General features: G+C 61.7%; 18 protein-coding genes. 9 read left to right on the forward strand and 9 right to left on the reverse strand.

Annotated features, from left to right (window positions below; genetic code table 11):
• Positions 1-81: 81 nt before the first annotated feature.
• Positions 82-876: a membrane protein gene (locus L981_RS18010; RefSeq protein ID WP_043619180.1), complete on the reverse strand. Its 795-nt coding sequence runs from the start codon at positions 874-876 to the stop codon at positions 82-84.
• Between the two features lie 20 nt (positions 877-896).
• The gene (locus tag L981_RS18015) at positions 897-1,148 is read right to left on the reverse strand and encodes a hypothetical protein (protein WP_052201853.1); all 252 of its coding nucleotides are present in this window, start codon (positions 1,146-1,148) and stop codon (positions 897-899) included.
• 219 nt (positions 1,149-1,367) lie between these two features.
• Between L981_RS18015 and L981_RS18020 the strand changes: the two genes are divergently transcribed.
• Positions 1,368-2,045 carry a winged helix-turn-helix domain-containing protein gene (locus L981_RS18020; RefSeq protein ID WP_043619189.1) on the forward strand — a complete coding sequence of 226 codons (678 nt, stop codon included), beginning with the start codon at positions 1,368-1,370 and terminating at the stop codon, positions 2,043-2,045.
• On the forward strand, positions 2,032-3,402 hold the full coding sequence (locus L981_RS18025; RefSeq protein WP_043619190.1) for a HAMP domain-containing sensor histidine kinase: 1,371 nt from the start codon (positions 2,032-2,034) through the stop codon (positions 3,400-3,402). The genes L981_RS18020 and L981_RS18025 overlap by 14 nt, the downstream gene beginning before the upstream one ends.
• A gap of 112 nt (positions 3,403-3,514) precedes the next feature.
• Here L981_RS18025 and L981_RS18030 read toward each other — a convergent pair whose 3' ends face one another.
• The 3 genes from L981_RS18030 to L981_RS18040 form a co-directional block, all read right to left on the reverse strand.
• On the reverse strand, positions 3,515-3,985 hold the full coding sequence (locus L981_RS18030) for a nucleoside deaminase (protein ID WP_043619192.1): 471 nt from the start codon (positions 3,983-3,985) through the stop codon (positions 3,515-3,517).
• Positions 3,986-4,188: 203 nt separating this feature from the next.
• A complete protein-coding gene (locus L981_RS18035; RefSeq protein WP_052201854.1) occupies positions 4,189-4,575 on the reverse strand; it encodes a DUF4440 domain-containing protein in 387 nt (128 codons plus the stop codon).
• A 190-nt stretch (positions 4,576-4,765) separates the two neighbouring features.
• Entirely contained in the window at positions 4,766-5,716 is a 951-nt protein-coding gene (locus tag L981_RS18040) for an alpha/beta hydrolase (protein ID WP_043619203.1), read from the reverse strand.
• Positions 5,717-5,981: 265 nt separating this feature from the next.
• On the opposite strand from L981_RS18040, the gene L981_RS18045 reads away from it, so the two are divergent.
• Together L981_RS18045 and L981_RS18050 are read left to right on the forward strand one after the other, a co-directional pair.
• Complete coding sequence (locus L981_RS18045) at positions 5,982-6,932, forward strand: hypothetical protein (protein WP_043619205.1); 951 nt, start codon at positions 5,982-5,984, stop codon at positions 6,930-6,932.
• Between the two features lie 9 nt (positions 6,933-6,941).
• The gene (locus L981_RS18050; protein WP_043619209.1) at positions 6,942-7,355 is read left to right on the forward strand and encodes a hypothetical protein; all 414 of its coding nucleotides are present in this window, start codon (positions 6,942-6,944) and stop codon (positions 7,353-7,355) included.
• A gap of 126 nt (positions 7,356-7,481) precedes the next feature.
• Here L981_RS18050 and L981_RS18055 read toward each other — a convergent pair whose 3' ends face one another.
• A complete protein-coding gene (locus tag L981_RS18055) occupies positions 7,482-8,063 on the reverse strand; it encodes a dienelactone hydrolase family protein (RefSeq protein ID WP_043619218.1) in 582 nt (193 codons plus the stop codon).
• Between the two features lie 186 nt (positions 8,064-8,249).
• Here L981_RS18055 and L981_RS18060 point away from each other — a divergent pair, with 186 nt between their 5' ends.
• Both L981_RS18060 and L981_RS18065 read left to right on the forward strand, forming a co-directional pair.
• Positions 8,250-9,332 carry a D-alanine--D-alanine ligase family protein gene (locus L981_RS18060; RefSeq protein WP_043619222.1) on the forward strand — a complete coding sequence of 361 codons (1,083 nt, stop codon included), beginning with the start codon at positions 8,250-8,252 and terminating at the stop codon, positions 9,330-9,332.
• A 190-nt stretch (positions 9,333-9,522) separates the two neighbouring features.
• Positions 9,523-10,032 carry a BA14K family protein gene (locus L981_RS18065; RefSeq protein ID WP_043619224.1) on the forward strand — a complete coding sequence of 170 codons (510 nt, stop codon included), beginning with the start codon at positions 9,523-9,525 and terminating at the stop codon, positions 10,030-10,032.
• Between the two features lie 114 nt (positions 10,033-10,146).
• Here L981_RS18065 and L981_RS18070 read toward each other — a convergent pair whose 3' ends face one another.
• The 3 genes from L981_RS18070 to L981_RS34580 form a co-directional block, all read right to left on the reverse strand.
• Complete coding sequence (locus tag L981_RS18070) at positions 10,147-10,554, reverse strand: hypothetical protein (protein ID WP_197067155.1); 408 nt, start codon at positions 10,552-10,554, stop codon at positions 10,147-10,149.
• A gap of 344 nt (positions 10,555-10,898) precedes the next feature.
• Positions 10,899-11,030 (reverse strand): hypothetical protein, encoded by a 132-nt coding sequence (locus tag L981_RS35815; protein WP_256364286.1) that lies wholly within the window; start codon positions 11,028-11,030, stop codon positions 10,899-10,901.
• 233 nt (positions 11,031-11,263) lie between these two features.
• A complete protein-coding gene (locus tag L981_RS34580; protein WP_156134134.1) occupies positions 11,264-11,434 on the reverse strand; it encodes a hypothetical protein in 171 nt (56 codons plus the stop codon).
• A 116-nt stretch (positions 11,435-11,550) separates the two neighbouring features.
• Between L981_RS34580 and L981_RS34585 the strand changes: the two genes are divergently transcribed.
• From L981_RS34585 to L981_RS18080, 3 genes are all read left to right on the forward strand, one after another.
• Positions 11,551-11,796, forward strand: a complete 246-nt coding sequence (locus tag L981_RS34585; RefSeq protein WP_156134135.1) for a hypothetical protein — start codon at positions 11,551-11,553, stop codon at positions 11,794-11,796.
• 78 nt (positions 11,797-11,874) lie between these two features.
• Positions 11,875-12,795 carry a hypothetical protein gene (locus tag L981_RS18075; RefSeq protein ID WP_156134136.1) on the forward strand — a complete coding sequence of 307 codons (921 nt, stop codon included), beginning with the start codon at positions 11,875-11,877 and terminating at the stop codon, positions 12,793-12,795.
• Positions 12,792-13,283: a hypothetical protein gene (locus L981_RS18080; RefSeq protein ID WP_043619254.1), complete on the forward strand. Its 492-nt coding sequence runs from the start codon at positions 12,792-12,794 to the stop codon at positions 13,281-13,283. The genes L981_RS18075 and L981_RS18080 overlap by 4 nt, the downstream gene beginning before the upstream one ends.
• Positions 13,284-13,317 lie beyond the last annotated feature (34 nt).

Raw genomic sequence — 13,317 nt, forward strand, 5'->3', positions numbered from 1 at the left:
CGAGCCGGCCTGAGGGGCGGGCGGACAGCGACCGGAGCCGTGTGGATGGGGGCGGCGTCGGTCTCTCAGGCACGGTAACGATTATCGCGGGAAAGCTCTTCCCTCCGGCGTGGCGGCCACCTCCGGTTCGTAGGAAAACATCATGTAGGTGACCGTGACCAGGATGACCGCCAGAAACAGGACGCTGGTGACAACAGTGCCAAGGCCGAGGCCGCCATATTCGATCGGCTGCGCCAGCAGGTCGCCGACCGATGCGCCGGCAGGCCGGGTGAAAATATAGGCGAGCCAGAAGGCGGCGACGGCATTGAGCTTGAAGGCATAGTAGCCGAAGGCGATGACGGCGATGACCGCGGCAAAGAGCAGGGCAGTGGTGAAATAGCCGAACTCGAAGCGCTCGGCGACGAGGTCGCCTGCCGCCGTTCCCAGCGCGAAGGTGAACAGGATCGCCAGCCAATAGAAGGCTTCCCGCCGGGTCGTGTAGATCGAGTGGATCGACAGCGTTCGCTCGCTCGCATACCAGAGCGCGAACGCGGTCACGAGCGCCATGGTGAAGACGACGGTGGAGGTTTCGAGCGGGACGCCAAGATTGTCGGTGAGATTGTCGGTGATCAGCGTTCCGACGATGCTGATCAGCACCACCGCCAGCCAGTAGGCCCAGGGAACGTAGCGCTTCTGGGCGAATTGCAGACCGAGCGTGAGGACGAGGACTACGCTCATGATCAGCGACGTGGCCGTGAGCCCGAGGCCCAGATTGACCGCGAGATAGTCGGCCGCGGTTTCGCCCATGGTGACGGCCATGAGCTTGATCAGCCAGAAATCGGCCGTGACGCGGGGAACGCGGTTGATATTGGACATGTCAAGGGACTGGGGACGCATGGCGATCGCTCCGGTTTCGCTTACTTGCCCATCGCGGTCATGGCCTGCTTGAAGAGCCCGTTGGCCCTGTCGTCATCATCGGCATTGCAGCGATCGATGCCCTTGTTGATGAGCTCATCGACCTTGACGGCATCCGTGGTGCTGAGCGTCGCAGCCGATCGGGCGCTGCGGACATCCTTCAGCGTGTCTTCGCAGGGGACCTTGGCAAGGCTTGCCGAATGCATGGCGAGGACGAACAGGCTGGCGAGCGCGAAGCGGACGTAAGAGTTCATGGAAGGCTCCATCGGCTGTTGACGTTGCAGGGTGCGGCGCTGAAACTGGCTGCCGGATGTTGCCTCCGCTTTGCCGGAACCATACCAATTCGTAAGGTGACAATGGCGCGCATCTGTGCGCCGAATGGTTGGTGCCGAACCGTTGCCGCGGCAACCGCAACGGGACGGATCCGAGGCGATACGGCCTCTGCAAGCGCATGGACATTCCGGGGCGACTTGATGCGAATCCTGCTGATCGAAGACGACCGAAAGACCGCCGAATTCGTGCAGCGCGGCATGGCGGAAGCGGGCCATGTCTGCGACCTTGTGGACGACGGCCGCGACGGGCTCTACCAGGCGACGCGCGAAACCTATGACGTGCTGGTGATCGACCGGATGCTGCCGGGGCTCGACGGCCTGTCGGTGGTAAAAGCGATCCGCGCCGCGCGGATCAAGGTGCCGGCCCTGTTTCTGACTTCGATCGGCGGCGTCGACGACCGCGTGGAGGGGCTCGAAGCCGGCGCCGACGACTATCTCGTCAAGCCCTTCGCCTTTTCCGAGCTGATGGCGCGGGTCAACGCGCTGGCGCGCCGGCCGCCGATGTCGGAGCGGCCGACGATGCTGACGGTGGCCGATCTTGAAATGGATCTCGTGCGGCGCTCGGTGACGCGGGCGGGCGAGCGCATAGACCTGCAGCCAAGGGAATTCACCCTGCTGGAGGTGCTGATGCGCGGCGAGGGCCGGGTGCTGACCCGGACCATGCTTCTGGAAAAGGTCTGGGACTTTCATTTCGACCCGAAGACGAGTGTCGTCGAGACCCATGTCAGCCGCCTGCGCGCCAAGGTCGACAAACCCTTCGACGTGCCGCTGATCCATACCGTGCGCAATATCGGATACAGCCTGCATGCCGCGCGCTAGGCTGTGGCGCTCGACCCCGTTTCGCCTGGCGGTGACTTTCGGGCTCGTCTTCTTCCTCACCTTCGTTGCGGCCGGCTTCGTCACCTACCAGTTCATGCGTCGGGAACTGCAGCGCTCGCTCGACAGTTCGGTCGCGGACCTGCACGCGGTGATCGCATCCTCAGACGATCTGGAGGATCTGATTGCCATGGTCGATGCCTATTCGCGGGTGAACCGGGCGCGCGAATGGGTGTTTTGCGTCTTCGGCGCCGATGGCCGGCAGATTGCCGGCGACGTCTCGACGCCCCCCTTGCCGGACGGCTTTTCGACCGTTGGATCCGTGGCGCTGGGCCTGCGTGACGGCGCCGACTATCGCGCGTTCTCGGGCGTGATCGGCAGCAACCGGCTGATCGTCGGGCGGAGCTACGCGGCGACGAACCGGCTCGAACATATCGCCTTTCTGAGTTTCGTCTGGGCCACCCTTGTCGCCATGGCCGGCGCGATCATCGGCGGCGTACTTCTGGCGCGAAAGGTGCAGCGCAGGCTGGACGGCATCGCCGGGGCGATGACCGCGGTCTCGCACGGCATGTTCGACGCGCGCGTGCCTTTGCGCGGCAATGGCGACGACATCGATGTCGTCTCCGGCCAGGTCAACGAGGCGCTCGACCGGCTGTCGGCGCTGATGGAAACGATGCGGCAGGTGAGCTCCGACATCGCCCATGAACTGAAGACGCCGCTCAACCGTCTGAGGATGCAGGTCGAGGCGGCAATCAGCGGCGACGAGCGCGGCGAGAACGTGACGGAGGCGCTTTTCGACGCGCGCGCCGAGGCCGGCCAGATCAACGCCACCTTCGAAGCGCTGCTCAGGATCTCGCAGATCGAGGCGGGTGCGCGCAGAACCCGTTTTCAAAGCATCGACTTGACCGACCTCGTGACCTCGGTTGGGGAAATCTATGCGGGCGTTGCCGAGGATAGCGGCCACATTCTTTCCACCTCGATCGAGGCGGGGGCGCTGACGATCAGCGGCGACCGGGAACTGCTGACGCAGATGTTCGTCAACCTGGTCGAAAACGCCATAAGGCATTGCCCGCCCGGTGCTGCGATCTCGATCGCGCTGGCGCGGGAGGGTGACAGCGCGGTGGTGGCGGTAAACGACGACGGCCCGGGCATTCCCGCCGGCGAGCGCGAGAAGGTGTTCCGGCGGCTCTACCGGCTCGATAAGAGCCGGACGACGGACGGTAGCGGCCTTGGCCTCAGCCTCGTTCGCGCGATCGCCGATCTCCATGCGGGCGCCGTCAGTATCCGCGACAACCGGCCGGGGGTCACAGCCGAGGTGATCCTGCCGCTGGAACAGCCGGCGCTCAAAGGCAAGCACTGACAAAGCCGTTAGAGAGCCTCAACCGGCAGAGTGCCGGCGCATCATCCGTTCAGGCCGTGCGGTAAAGGGCGCAGCGCGCAATCGTTGCGGCCGGCCTATGGACCTTTGGCCTTCAGCGTCGCCAGAAGCTGCGGTGAGGGCTCAGCAACTCCTCTTCGATTTCGGGGAAGGGACCAAAGACTTCGACCGGCTTCTGGCCGGAGGCAAGGACGGTGCGCGAGGACAGGTTCATGGTCGGGTTGTCGGGGTGGTCGCCGGTCTCTGCCAGCAGCTTTTCCTCCTCGAAGCCATAGACCAGGCGACCGATATTGGCCCAGTAGAGCGTGCCCGTGCACATGGCGCAGGGCTCGCCGGTCGAAACCAGCGTGCAGCTCCAGAGAAATTTCGCCGGATAGGCGGTTGCTGCGCGCCGGGCAAGTTCGGTCTCGGCGTGGCGCACGGTGTCGATATTGCCCTGGCGCATCAGGATGCGGTCGTCGGGGCCGACGAGCACAGCGCCGAAAGGATGGTGGCCATGTTGGGCTGCCTCGCGCGCGACCTGGTCGGCGGCGCGAAGGTGGGCGAGCATCTGATCACGGGTCATGTTTGGGCACTCCCGAAATGCCGTCGACGACAGCGGTTGGAACTGGCTCCATTCGGGCGATCATAGCTTGAAAATCCGGGGATCGATATCGGGGCGGGCATTCTCTGCAGACAGCGGTCTTGTCTTCTTTGACAAGACGCCGCGATGGGCAGGTTCAGAGGAGCCGTCGATTTTGTGAAGTTGGCTGACCGAAAGTGGCTGCCCTACGCCGGCGGTCGCGTCACCGTGCCCTGGTGGAAGAGCATCTGCCATTTCGTTCCATCCCATTTCCAGATCGAGCTTCGAAGCGCATGCCGCTCTGATCCGTCGGCTTCGATGCGGTGCGTTCGATAGGTGAGCAGCACGGCATCGGGCGAAATGGCCGTCAGCCGGTAGTTGTCGGCGCGCAGTTCGCCGTCGTCCTCGTCGTCTTCCTCAAGCAGCAGGTCGATGATCTCGGCGCGATGGTAGACGGCGCCGGAGGCACCGAATTCGACGAAGCCTTCGGCAAGCAGGTTCTCGAGGGCTGCGCGCGAGCGGCGCACCTCGGTGCGATGGAGCGACTCTTCGAGCGCGCGGATGTCGTCAAGCTGGGGAAAGGGGGGCGTCATCGCTTGGTTCCTGATCTTCGCCGCCTATGGGCTTTCTTCCTGCGAGGCCATTAGGGCCGCAAGGATGGATTGCGCAAGGTCACTGGAAAGGGGCTTGCCCCTCATCCGGTTGCGGCGAGCTTTTCCCGGTCAGACGGGGAGCAGGGGGAGGCCGTGCCCGCTCGTTCCTCGCGACGGGTCCGCGCTTGCCTCACGACGCGCTTGCGACCTTCCGTTCGCGGAGGATGCGGGCGTCGAGTTCTTTCAGGCGGTGCCTGATGGCGGGGTCGTCGGGCAGCAGGGAAAGGGCGGTTTCGAGCATCGCGCGGGCTGGAAGAATATCGCCGTCGCCGATGTGGCGGTTGGCACGGTGGTAGAGGAAGTTGACCCGCTCCATCGGGGCGAAGCGGTCGCCGAAGCGGGCGTTGAGCGCGTCCGACCAGGCGGGATGCCGGGCCATGGCGGCGACGGCGATCTGGTAGGGGCGCATTGGCGCGTCGACACGGGCGGTACGGGCAAGCGCCCGCAGGGCCGGGCGATCTTCGGTACGGCAGGCGGCAATCAGGGAAAGCGCGCGTTCGGTTCCGGTAAAGACACGGACGGTGCCGTGGCCGGTCATGTGCACCGGCACGAGATGCGTTTCGGGCTGCAGGAAGGCGATGCGCTCGGCATGGCGGCGGTCGATCGCGTGGAAGGGATCGTAGAAGATGTAGGCGCGGCCGGCGGCCTGGTCGGGCGAAATGCCCATGTTGCCGTGCAGTTCGGGCGAAAAATGCCTGACGAAGCGGTTGTCGTAGGGAACGGACTTCGGATCGATCGAGACCTGCGGGCAAAACGCGATGGCCGTGGTGGCATTGAAGCGCCGGCGATAGCGAAGGGCGGCATAACCGCCCTGCGAATGGCCGTAGAGAATACGCTCGGGCGCGGCCTTCAGGATGGGGGCTGCGGCCTCGACCGCCTTGATCACGCTTGCCGCCGGAAACCAGTTGGGCCGCCGGCTGATGAAGCCGAGCGCCGAGATGTCCGCCTTCTCGCAGAAGCGCTGGCCCCAGTAACGGCTGCCGTTTGCCTGGATCTCCATCTCGTTAAAGGTGACGAGCAGGTAGGGCGATGTGCCTTCGCGGTGAATGACCTCGAGGTTTTCGTCCGAATGGATGAGCACGGCTTCTCCGGATTATTTCAAGATTTGTATTAGTATATTCTCAGAATCGGAAGTTATATTGTTCCAATACCTCGGCGCCTTGATAGTAATTCGAGATCGCATCGGATTTCCAGTGGCAATGCGCGGTGACGCGCCTTAACGGACGTCGCGGAGGCAGTGAATAGCTACAACTGATTAGTTGTGCTGTTCATCTTGTAATTGCATACAAGGGATCGCCCATATACTCTCCAGACGACCGGATCTGGCTGCAAATCTGGAGGGGCGTATGAAACCGGCCTGGTGCGTCTTCTTTATCCTTGCCGCGGCGATTGGCGATGCGACGCCCGGTATGGCGCAACAGCAATGTGCGCCGAACTATACGCGGGACGGCTTCTTCATCGAAGCATGCCGCGGCAACGTACACGACAATCACGGTCAGTCCGGATTTGTCTTTACGACGTCTTCCATCCGCAGAAACAATACCGCGGGCAACGTGGATGTATATGAAAGCTGCGTCAAGAATAGCTCGGGGCGTGCGCTGGCTCTGAGCTGGTATGCCGCCGGCATGGAAGACGTGATGATCCCGGACGGGTGCGCCTTCAGGAAACAGCGGCCTGCGAACTACCCCAAACCCGGCGCACAGAGGCCGGATTTCGTGAACACCTGCATTCGATACGGGAACAGGTGGCAGCACGAGGAAGACGCCAATTATCTGCCGACGCCGAAGCAGATGGCGGATGGCTTTCCCGACATCAGCTGCGCCGGCCAGGTCCGACAACAGGGCAACGGCAGCTCGCCCGAAAGCGGACCGGGCTATTCCGAATTCCTGCGGCGGGTAGGGGAATTCTTCTGGAGGAGCTTCACTGTTCTCGATGCGGATCCATCCGAGCAGTCGCAGAAGCTGGTCGCCTTCATCGTCGATACCCGCTTCGTGCTGGGGACCGAGGCGAAGACCTACAACTACACCATCGATTTCCGTCTCGAGGAGCTGGATCCGGGCGCATTCGCGCTTGTCGCCCCCGGATTTGAACTGCACCCGCCGTTCGTGCTTTCCATGCAGTTCGAACAGCAGGGCTGGAACGCGGAACTGGCGCGTATCCGCCCGAACGAGCGCAAGTCCTTCGCGATGACGCTTCCCTACAATCCCGAGCTGGACCTTGGGGAGGATGCGGTAACGCTGCGGAGCCTGGGTGAGGATGGGACCAAGCGGGCGCTCTTCGTGCCCGTGCTGGAATAGGGGGAGAGGATGGCGGAGCGGCTGCACTTTCTGACAATTCTGCCGGGTCCGCTGGTTGTGTGGCTCTCGTCCAATACCGAAATTCTGAAGCCCCTGATGTTCGAGGGATGGCGCGACGACGCGATCGCGATGTCCTGCGCGATCGGCGCCGGGCTGGTGCTGATCTATTGCCTTTTCCTCGGCTCCCCGCCTGACAAAAGGAGATCCTGGGCCTCCGCCGCAATCCTCAGCGTGCTCTTTGTCTGCGCTCTCGTCGCGCTTTGCCGGACAAACACGCGGGTCGACGCGCAGGTCGGCGAGGACGCCATCCGCCTGTGGCGCGATACCTACCTCTATTGGGTCAGCATGGGCATGCTCTTGACATTCCAGCTGATGGTCGCGGCGATCCTGACGGCCCTGTTCGCCAAGAAAGCGGCGCCCTGAGGGGCGGCCGAGACGATTGGTTCCCGGGGTGGCGAAGCCGCCGCCTGTTCGGCGAGGGCATGATCTCTGCTTCGTCAAAGGCCGCCCTGGTGAACGGTCGGCCCCGGGGCAACCGGACCCGCAACCTCAGACGCGATCGAGGAAGGTGAGCACCCTCTGCGTGAGCAGCGCCGTTGCCGCCGCGTCATAGGAGGGCAGTGAACTGTCGGCGAAATAGTGCTGGTCGCCGGGGTAGAGGAACAACTCGGCATCGTCGGCCCTCTCGACGATCTCGCGGGCGGCGTCGATGTCGCCTTCGCCGACGAAGATCGGGTCGTTGTCCATGCCGTGGATTTGAACGGGTACGCCTTCCGGCCAGGGACCGAAGGACCACTGGCCGCTGATCGGGATGCAGGAGTAAAAGAGCAGGGCGCCGCCGGCGCCGGGGCGGGTCTGGGCGAGCTTCTGCGCCGGCAGGACGCCGAAGGAGAAGCCGGCATAGACGAGGTTTTCCGGGAGGGCATCGGCAAGGCGCACGCCGCGCTCGCGCATCTCGTCAAAGCCGACCGCCTCGATATGGGCAACTCCCTCCTCGATGCTCGCAAATGTGCGCCCCTCGAAGAAATCGGGCAGGTGGACGACATGGCCGGCCGCGCGCAGGCCGTCGGCAAAGGCGTGCATGCCGGGTGTCAGCCCCTGGGCGTGGTGGAATACGAGGACCTCGGCCATCGGCAGTTTCTCCTTCAAATCCGTGTTCGCGCATCACTTGTACTTCATCCGGATGAATTCAAGCGGCAAGGTTGCCGGAGAGGAAAATTTTCCTTCCGTAGTGATGGCGCGTGTCCCGACCTCTTCTTGCCATGTTCGCTCGCTTGGTTGCGCGGGATGCACCACGATTCTGGAGGGAAAAGGATCATGACAGGTAAGTTGCGCATTGCCGTGCTGTTCGGTGGCCGGTCGGCGGAGCATGAGGTTTCGCTGATGTCGGCGCGCAACGCGGTCGCGGCGCTCGATCGCACGCGCTACGAGATCGTGCCGATCGGGATCGCCAGGGACGGCCGCTGGATGCTGGTCGACCTCGAAGACGGGGCGTTGCCGAAGGCGATCCCGGCTACGGGAACGCAGGTGGCGTTGATCCCGGGCGGGCGGGGGCGGGCGGTGACCATTGCTGCCGACGGCAGCCAAGGGCTGCTGCCGGCGATCGACCTGATCTTCCCGGTTCTGCATGGTCCCTTCGGCGAAGACGGTACCGTGCAAGGCTATGCGGAAACCGCCGATGTCGCCTATGTCGGCTGCGGTGTCGCGGCTTCGGCGGTCGCCATGGACAAGGCGCTCGCCAAGCGCCTCCTGGTGACCGAAGGCATTGCCGTTGCGCGGGCGATCGGCCTGCATGCGGGTGACGCCTATTCGAGCGAGACCATCCTCGAAAGCCTGGGACTTCCGGTTTTCGTCAAGCCGGCACGGCAGGGATCTTCCGTCGGCGTTAGCCGCGTCGACAGCCTGGACGCGCTGCAGCCGGCGCTCGACGAGGCGTTCCGGCACGACGACAAGGTGCTGATCGAAGAGTTCGTCCAGGCCCGCGAGATCGAGTGCTCGGTGCTGGAGGATGCGAAGGGACAGCTCACCGTGTCGCGGCCAGGCGAAATCATTCCGGCCGCCAGCCACGGCTTCTACAGCTACGACGCCAAATATGTCGATGCCGGCGGCGCGGTCGTCGAGGCGCCCGCCAAACTCTCCGACGACGTGATCGCCGAGGCCAAGGACATGGCGGCGCGGGCTTTCCGCGCGCTTGCCTGCGCCGGAATGGCGCGGGTGGACTTCTTCCTGCGCGCCGACGGCAGCCTCATGATCAATGAGATCAACACCATTCCCGGATTCACCAATATCAGCATGTACGCCAAGGCACTGGCCGCAGACGGCATCGCCTATGGCCAGGTGGTGGAGACGCTGATTGCCCATGCGCTGAAGCTGCGCGGCAAGGCGGGCGCGCAGGCGTGAGCGGATGACAGGGCGACCCCAGGGGATGGCAAGTCTCCCTGGGGCAGCTTTTCAGCCCCGGAGGGTGCGGCTGCGGCAATGTAGAAATACAACCTGTAAGTTGCGCCGCATATTAGGATTGTCGCATTCATTGTGGGTTCACGTCGCCCCGGCCAAAACTGGCACCTGTTACAAACGGACAGGTGATGAAATGAAGAAGATTGGCATCGTCGTGCTTGCGGCGATAACGGCTCTTTCGGGCATCACGCCGGCAAACGCCCTGCCGGCTGTTGCGATCGAGCGGGTGCAGAAGAGCGACGTCGAGCTGGTGCGCGACCGCGGCTGGCATGGCGACCGGGACTACCGGCGTTATCCGCGCGGCTGGCGCGACGACTATCGCCCGAGATACCGGCCCGGCTACCGGGAAGGCTGGCATGGCGGTGACCGCTATGGCTACTACCGGGGTTACCGCGGCTACCGCTCCGAGCGTTACGGCTATCGCCGCCACAATGACGGCTGGTGGTATCCGCTTGCCGCCTTTGGCGCGGGGGTCGTGATCGGCGGCGCAATTGCCGCTCCGCCGGCGCGCCGCTACGAGACCGGCGTCAACCCGCGCCATGCCGACTGGTGCTATTCGCGCTATCGCTCCTACCGCGCCTGGGACAACTCGTTCCAGCCCTATGGCGGTCCGCGCCAGCAGTGCTACTCGCCCTACTTCTGAGGCGAGCGTGATTTAACGGAGGCCCGCCGGTTTCTGACCGGCGGGCCTCTTCTTGTTCTCAGGCGTTCAAATAGGCTGAGGGACGCGGCCCCCGCACGAGTTGGAATGCCGCCGCTATCGACTGCTGCGCGGCATCTCCTCGTCGAAGCGGGTTTTCTCGCGCCCCGGATCATCCTCAAGGATCTTCTCTTCGCGGTCGTCAGGCAGGGCATCGTCCGGATCGACATTGGCTTCGTCGCGGCTCCGAACGGGCGGCACGCGACCCTGGTCGGTTGGCGTCGGGTCGTCACCCGCGGGAATCTGGTCGACGGGGAGCGGCGGGATCTTGCCTATTGGCATGATCGTCGGTTCGACCGGTTGCGCGACGTCTTCCGATGTCTGCCTGAGATCACGCGTTTTCGGGTTCGCCTTGCTCATTTTCGCATCTCCTCGGTTGTTCCTGTCGAAGGAGTAAGGCGAGGAGACGGGAAAGGTTCCGGTGGGGCGGGCAAAGAGCGAGCAAGGGGAGGAGACGACCTCCATTGCACGGTCGAGCCGCAAAGGGGTTGGTGTGCGTCATGAGGCGCGCTACTGTTTTCTGGATACCTCGACTCTGGACGATAGCGGCCTCACGAGAGGCTCCCTGACCTGTCTCGCCCACGTCTGGCCGCAGCATGAAGCGGTGACGCGGGCGACGAGACCGGCGATCAACAGGCGGGCGAGGGTTTTTATGGAGGGACCTTACAAGAACGCGCGGGCAATGCGCGTGAATGATTCTCGCGAGAATTGCAGAAGCGGCATCGCTGGCTCTGCGCAAGCGGGCGTCGAACAGCTAAGCGCGCAGGCGGTCGCTTCGGGGCGAAGTCGTCTTGTGGAAGCCTCGCGCGCTAGAACTTCAATCGCGCGTCGTCATGGTCGGGAGGACGGTGCGCGTCCTTGCGGCGGAAGCCGTAGGCGAGCGCCAGCCCCAGGATTGCGGAGCCGACGACGATGGCGGCGAGTGCGAAGAAATTCTCCATGGCATTTTCCTCCCAAGGGGAAGCTTAACACAGAATGCGCGCAAACAAATGGCGCGGCAGCGAGAATGCGCGTCATGGTTACTCAACGCATGTCGGCCCAACTTGTTCAATCCGATCGGCGCTGTTGCGCGGTGCGTTCGGCCGAGGCTTTGCACGGGAGCGACACTGCGCGGGCAGGCGACTTGGACCATGGTCGAGCCGGGCCAGCTTTGCGTTTGTCGGGCGTCAGCGCCTCAATAGCCGCCAGCGCCGCCGCCGCCCTGGCTCATGCCCTGGGCGCCCTGCATGCCCTGGTAGCTGGGGCTCGGAGCAGGCGTGCTGGTGCGGCTCGCCTGGTCGGTGGTGCAGCCGGCAGCCGCGAGAAGCGCCGCGCAGAGGGCAGCGATCAGGTATTGTCGTGACATGGGAACCTCCCGTGGTCGCGAGACCGGCATTCGCGCCGCCTCATCGAAACGGATTGGCATGCAGCCGCGAGGCCCGAGATCCGTTGGCGAGGGACCGGCGGCGCAAGCGGCTTTGCATGGTGCTTGCGATTATATCACCAATCGAGCGCAAGGGCCCTCAAAGGAAACCGGCAGACGTTCTCGGGCAACTGAAAAAATCGAACAAAACGGAAACAAATTTTGGCGAAGGGTCTTGCCAAGCGACCGGAAGCGGGCTAAGGATATTACAGGCTGGCCGTTTCGTCATTGAAGCGGCCTTTTTGATTCCGGGGATGCTGGCGCTCTATCTTGCCGGCGCATGTGGCGGTTTACAAAAGCGTTGAAATTGGCGCTTGGGAGAAGACGATTCCATCTTAGATTGTTAACGTTGTGCCCGACTCACGTGGAGTAAGGGGCGAGTGATGAAAACTTGTAAAGTTGTTGCGTATCTTGTGGAAGTCCGGAAGCTACATGCGAAGTCAGCGGACAACCTCAAGTTCGGGAACTTTAACGGCGCAGAAACACTAAGGGCTGCTCTTCAGAAGATCCTTGGAGGGTATGCGAAGTACTCGAACCTCAAATTGTACGAGAAGACTTTTAAGGTTGACCTGCATCCGGCGAACAATGGTCCGCTAACGGGGCTGTTCATGTCCGGAGACTACGGTCAAGCCGGCGATATCGTAGATACGACTAGTGGGTCAGTTGCCTATAAGAAGAAGAGAACAGAAGCTCTGCCGGAGCCGTTCTTCTTTTACATGGCCGTGCCGGACCATGAGCAACGCGGTGTTCTGTGCCTGCAGCAGGCGGGTCTCGTGGGTGTTAAGGGGTTGTTCGAGACGACTGTGGCCGGCGTGTTCAGTCAAAAATATCCTGAGTACCGTTTGCACATTAGGCAAATGACTGTCGCTGACATGCTGTCGGAATACTTAAAATCTGGGGCTGTGGAAGAGATTATCGTAGAGAAGCACGAGATCCCCTCAGATATAGCAGACAGGTTTGGGGGCGTTAAGAAGGCATATCCTGGCAAGTTTACTTACACTATCCAGGCAAAAGCCGGATTGTTCAAGAAGGATGGCCTGATAGCTTTTGCTAAGGGACAGAAAGAACTTTCAGACGTTTTTGAATTCGATGATCATGGATTCGATGTCGTTAAGACAAAAATTCGAATTGGCAACGAGACGAAGACTTTAAATCTTACTAGACCCGATTCAATATCTTCATCATTTGATATCACCGGAGACGTTGCTCTCGGTGCCGACGGGTATCCGACAGTAGATAGTCTCAAGAAGGAATTCGAGAAGATTGCGTCTGATCTCGCTAAGCGTGGGGGCATAAAACTATGACGTCCAAGATCGATGTCAGAGTCATATTGAGCGACCACTTCAATACGTTTCGTGACGAAGCCAGCGGTAACTACAGTTACTTTGACTTTGTCATCATGCTTGGGCTGCCTTTGGTTCTGTCCATAGCTGCCGCTGCGATGCAGCTTCATATACGCGATGAATATGTAAGCACATTGATTTCCGCATTCGCGATTTTCGCAGGATTGCTATTTAATGTTCTTGTTCTTATTTATAGTGTTTCTGGAGATGGAAAAGAAAAAGACGAAATTCGGGATCGTCTAGTTGCGCAATCGTTTTCGAACATATCTTTTTCGGTTATGTCGTCTCTAATAGCTGTTATGTTCTTGTCTTTGCTGTTGTTTGTAAATGGAATCTATCAGTCTGTCGTGGAGGCTTGCGTATATTTCATTTGTTTGAACTTTTTGCTTACCATGCTTATGGTCTTGAAAAGAATACACGTTCTTTTGAGGGAGAGATTTAGTTCCTAGGGCGAGATCTTACCATGGGCATACGGTTTCGGCA

Origin of the sequence: Ensifer sp. ZNC0028 (assembly GCF_000799055.1) — a bacterium.
Classification (GTDB): domain Bacteria; phylum Pseudomonadota; class Alphaproteobacteria; order Rhizobiales; family Rhizobiaceae; genus Ensifer.

Bases quoted from the DNA above. Each gene is read 5' to 3' on its own strand.
- L981_RS18075 (WP_156134136.1), top strand. From the start codon at position 11,875: ATGAAAACTTGTAAAGTTGTTGCGTATCTTGTGGAAGTCCGGAAGCTA.
- L981_RS35815 (WP_256364286.1), bottom strand. From the start codon at position 11,030: ATGGAGAATTTCTTCGCACTCGCCGCCATCGTCGTCGGCTCCGCAATC.
- L981_RS18025 (WP_043619190.1), top strand. From the start codon at position 2,032: ATGCCGCGCGCTAGGCTGTGGCGCTCGACCCCGTTTCGCCTGGCGGTG.
- L981_RS18020 (WP_043619189.1), top strand. From the start codon at position 1,368: ATGCGAATCCTGCTGATCGAAGACGACCGAAAGACCGCCGAATTCGTG.
- L981_RS18065 (WP_043619224.1), top strand. From the start codon at position 9,523: ATGAAGAAGATTGGCATCGTCGTGCTTGCGGCGATAACGGCTCTTTCG.
- L981_RS34580 (WP_156134134.1), bottom strand. From the start codon at position 11,434: ATGTCACGACAATACCTGATCGCTGCCCTCTGCGCGGCGCTTCTCGCG.
- L981_RS18015 (WP_052201853.1), bottom strand. From the start codon at position 1,148: ATGAACTCTTACGTCCGCTTCGCGCTCGCCAGCCTGTTCGTCCTCGCC.
- L981_RS18060 (WP_043619222.1), top strand. From the start codon at position 8,250: ATGACAGGTAAGTTGCGCATTGCCGTGCTGTTCGGTGGCCGGTCGGCG.
- L981_RS18035 (WP_052201854.1), bottom strand. From the start codon at position 4,575: ATGACGCCCCCCTTTCCCCAGCTTGACGACATCCGCGCGCTCGAAGAG.
- L981_RS18080 (WP_043619254.1), top strand. From the start codon at position 12,792: ATGACGTCCAAGATCGATGTCAGAGTCATATTGAGCGACCACTTCAAT.
- L981_RS18055 (WP_043619218.1), bottom strand. From the start codon at position 8,063: ATGGCCGAGGTCCTCGTATTCCACCACGCCCAGGGGCTGACACCCGGC.
- L981_RS18045 (WP_043619205.1), top strand. From the start codon at position 5,982: ATGAAACCGGCCTGGTGCGTCTTCTTTATCCTTGCCGCGGCGATTGGC.
- L981_RS18050 (WP_043619209.1), top strand. From the start codon at position 6,942: ATGGCGGAGCGGCTGCACTTTCTGACAATTCTGCCGGGTCCGCTGGTT.
- L981_RS18030 (WP_043619192.1), bottom strand. From the start codon at position 3,985: ATGACCCGTGATCAGATGCTCGCCCACCTTCGCGCCGCCGACCAGGTC.
- L981_RS18010 (WP_043619180.1), bottom strand. From the start codon at position 876: ATGCGTCCCCAGTCCCTTGACATGTCCAATATCAACCGCGTTCCCCGC.
- L981_RS34585 (WP_156134135.1), top strand. From the start codon at position 11,551: ATGGTGCTTGCGATTATATCACCAATCGAGCGCAAGGGCCCTCAAAGG.
- L981_RS18070 (WP_197067155.1), bottom strand. From the start codon at position 10,554: ATGGAGGTCGTCTCCTCCCCTTGCTCGCTCTTTGCCCGCCCCACCGGA.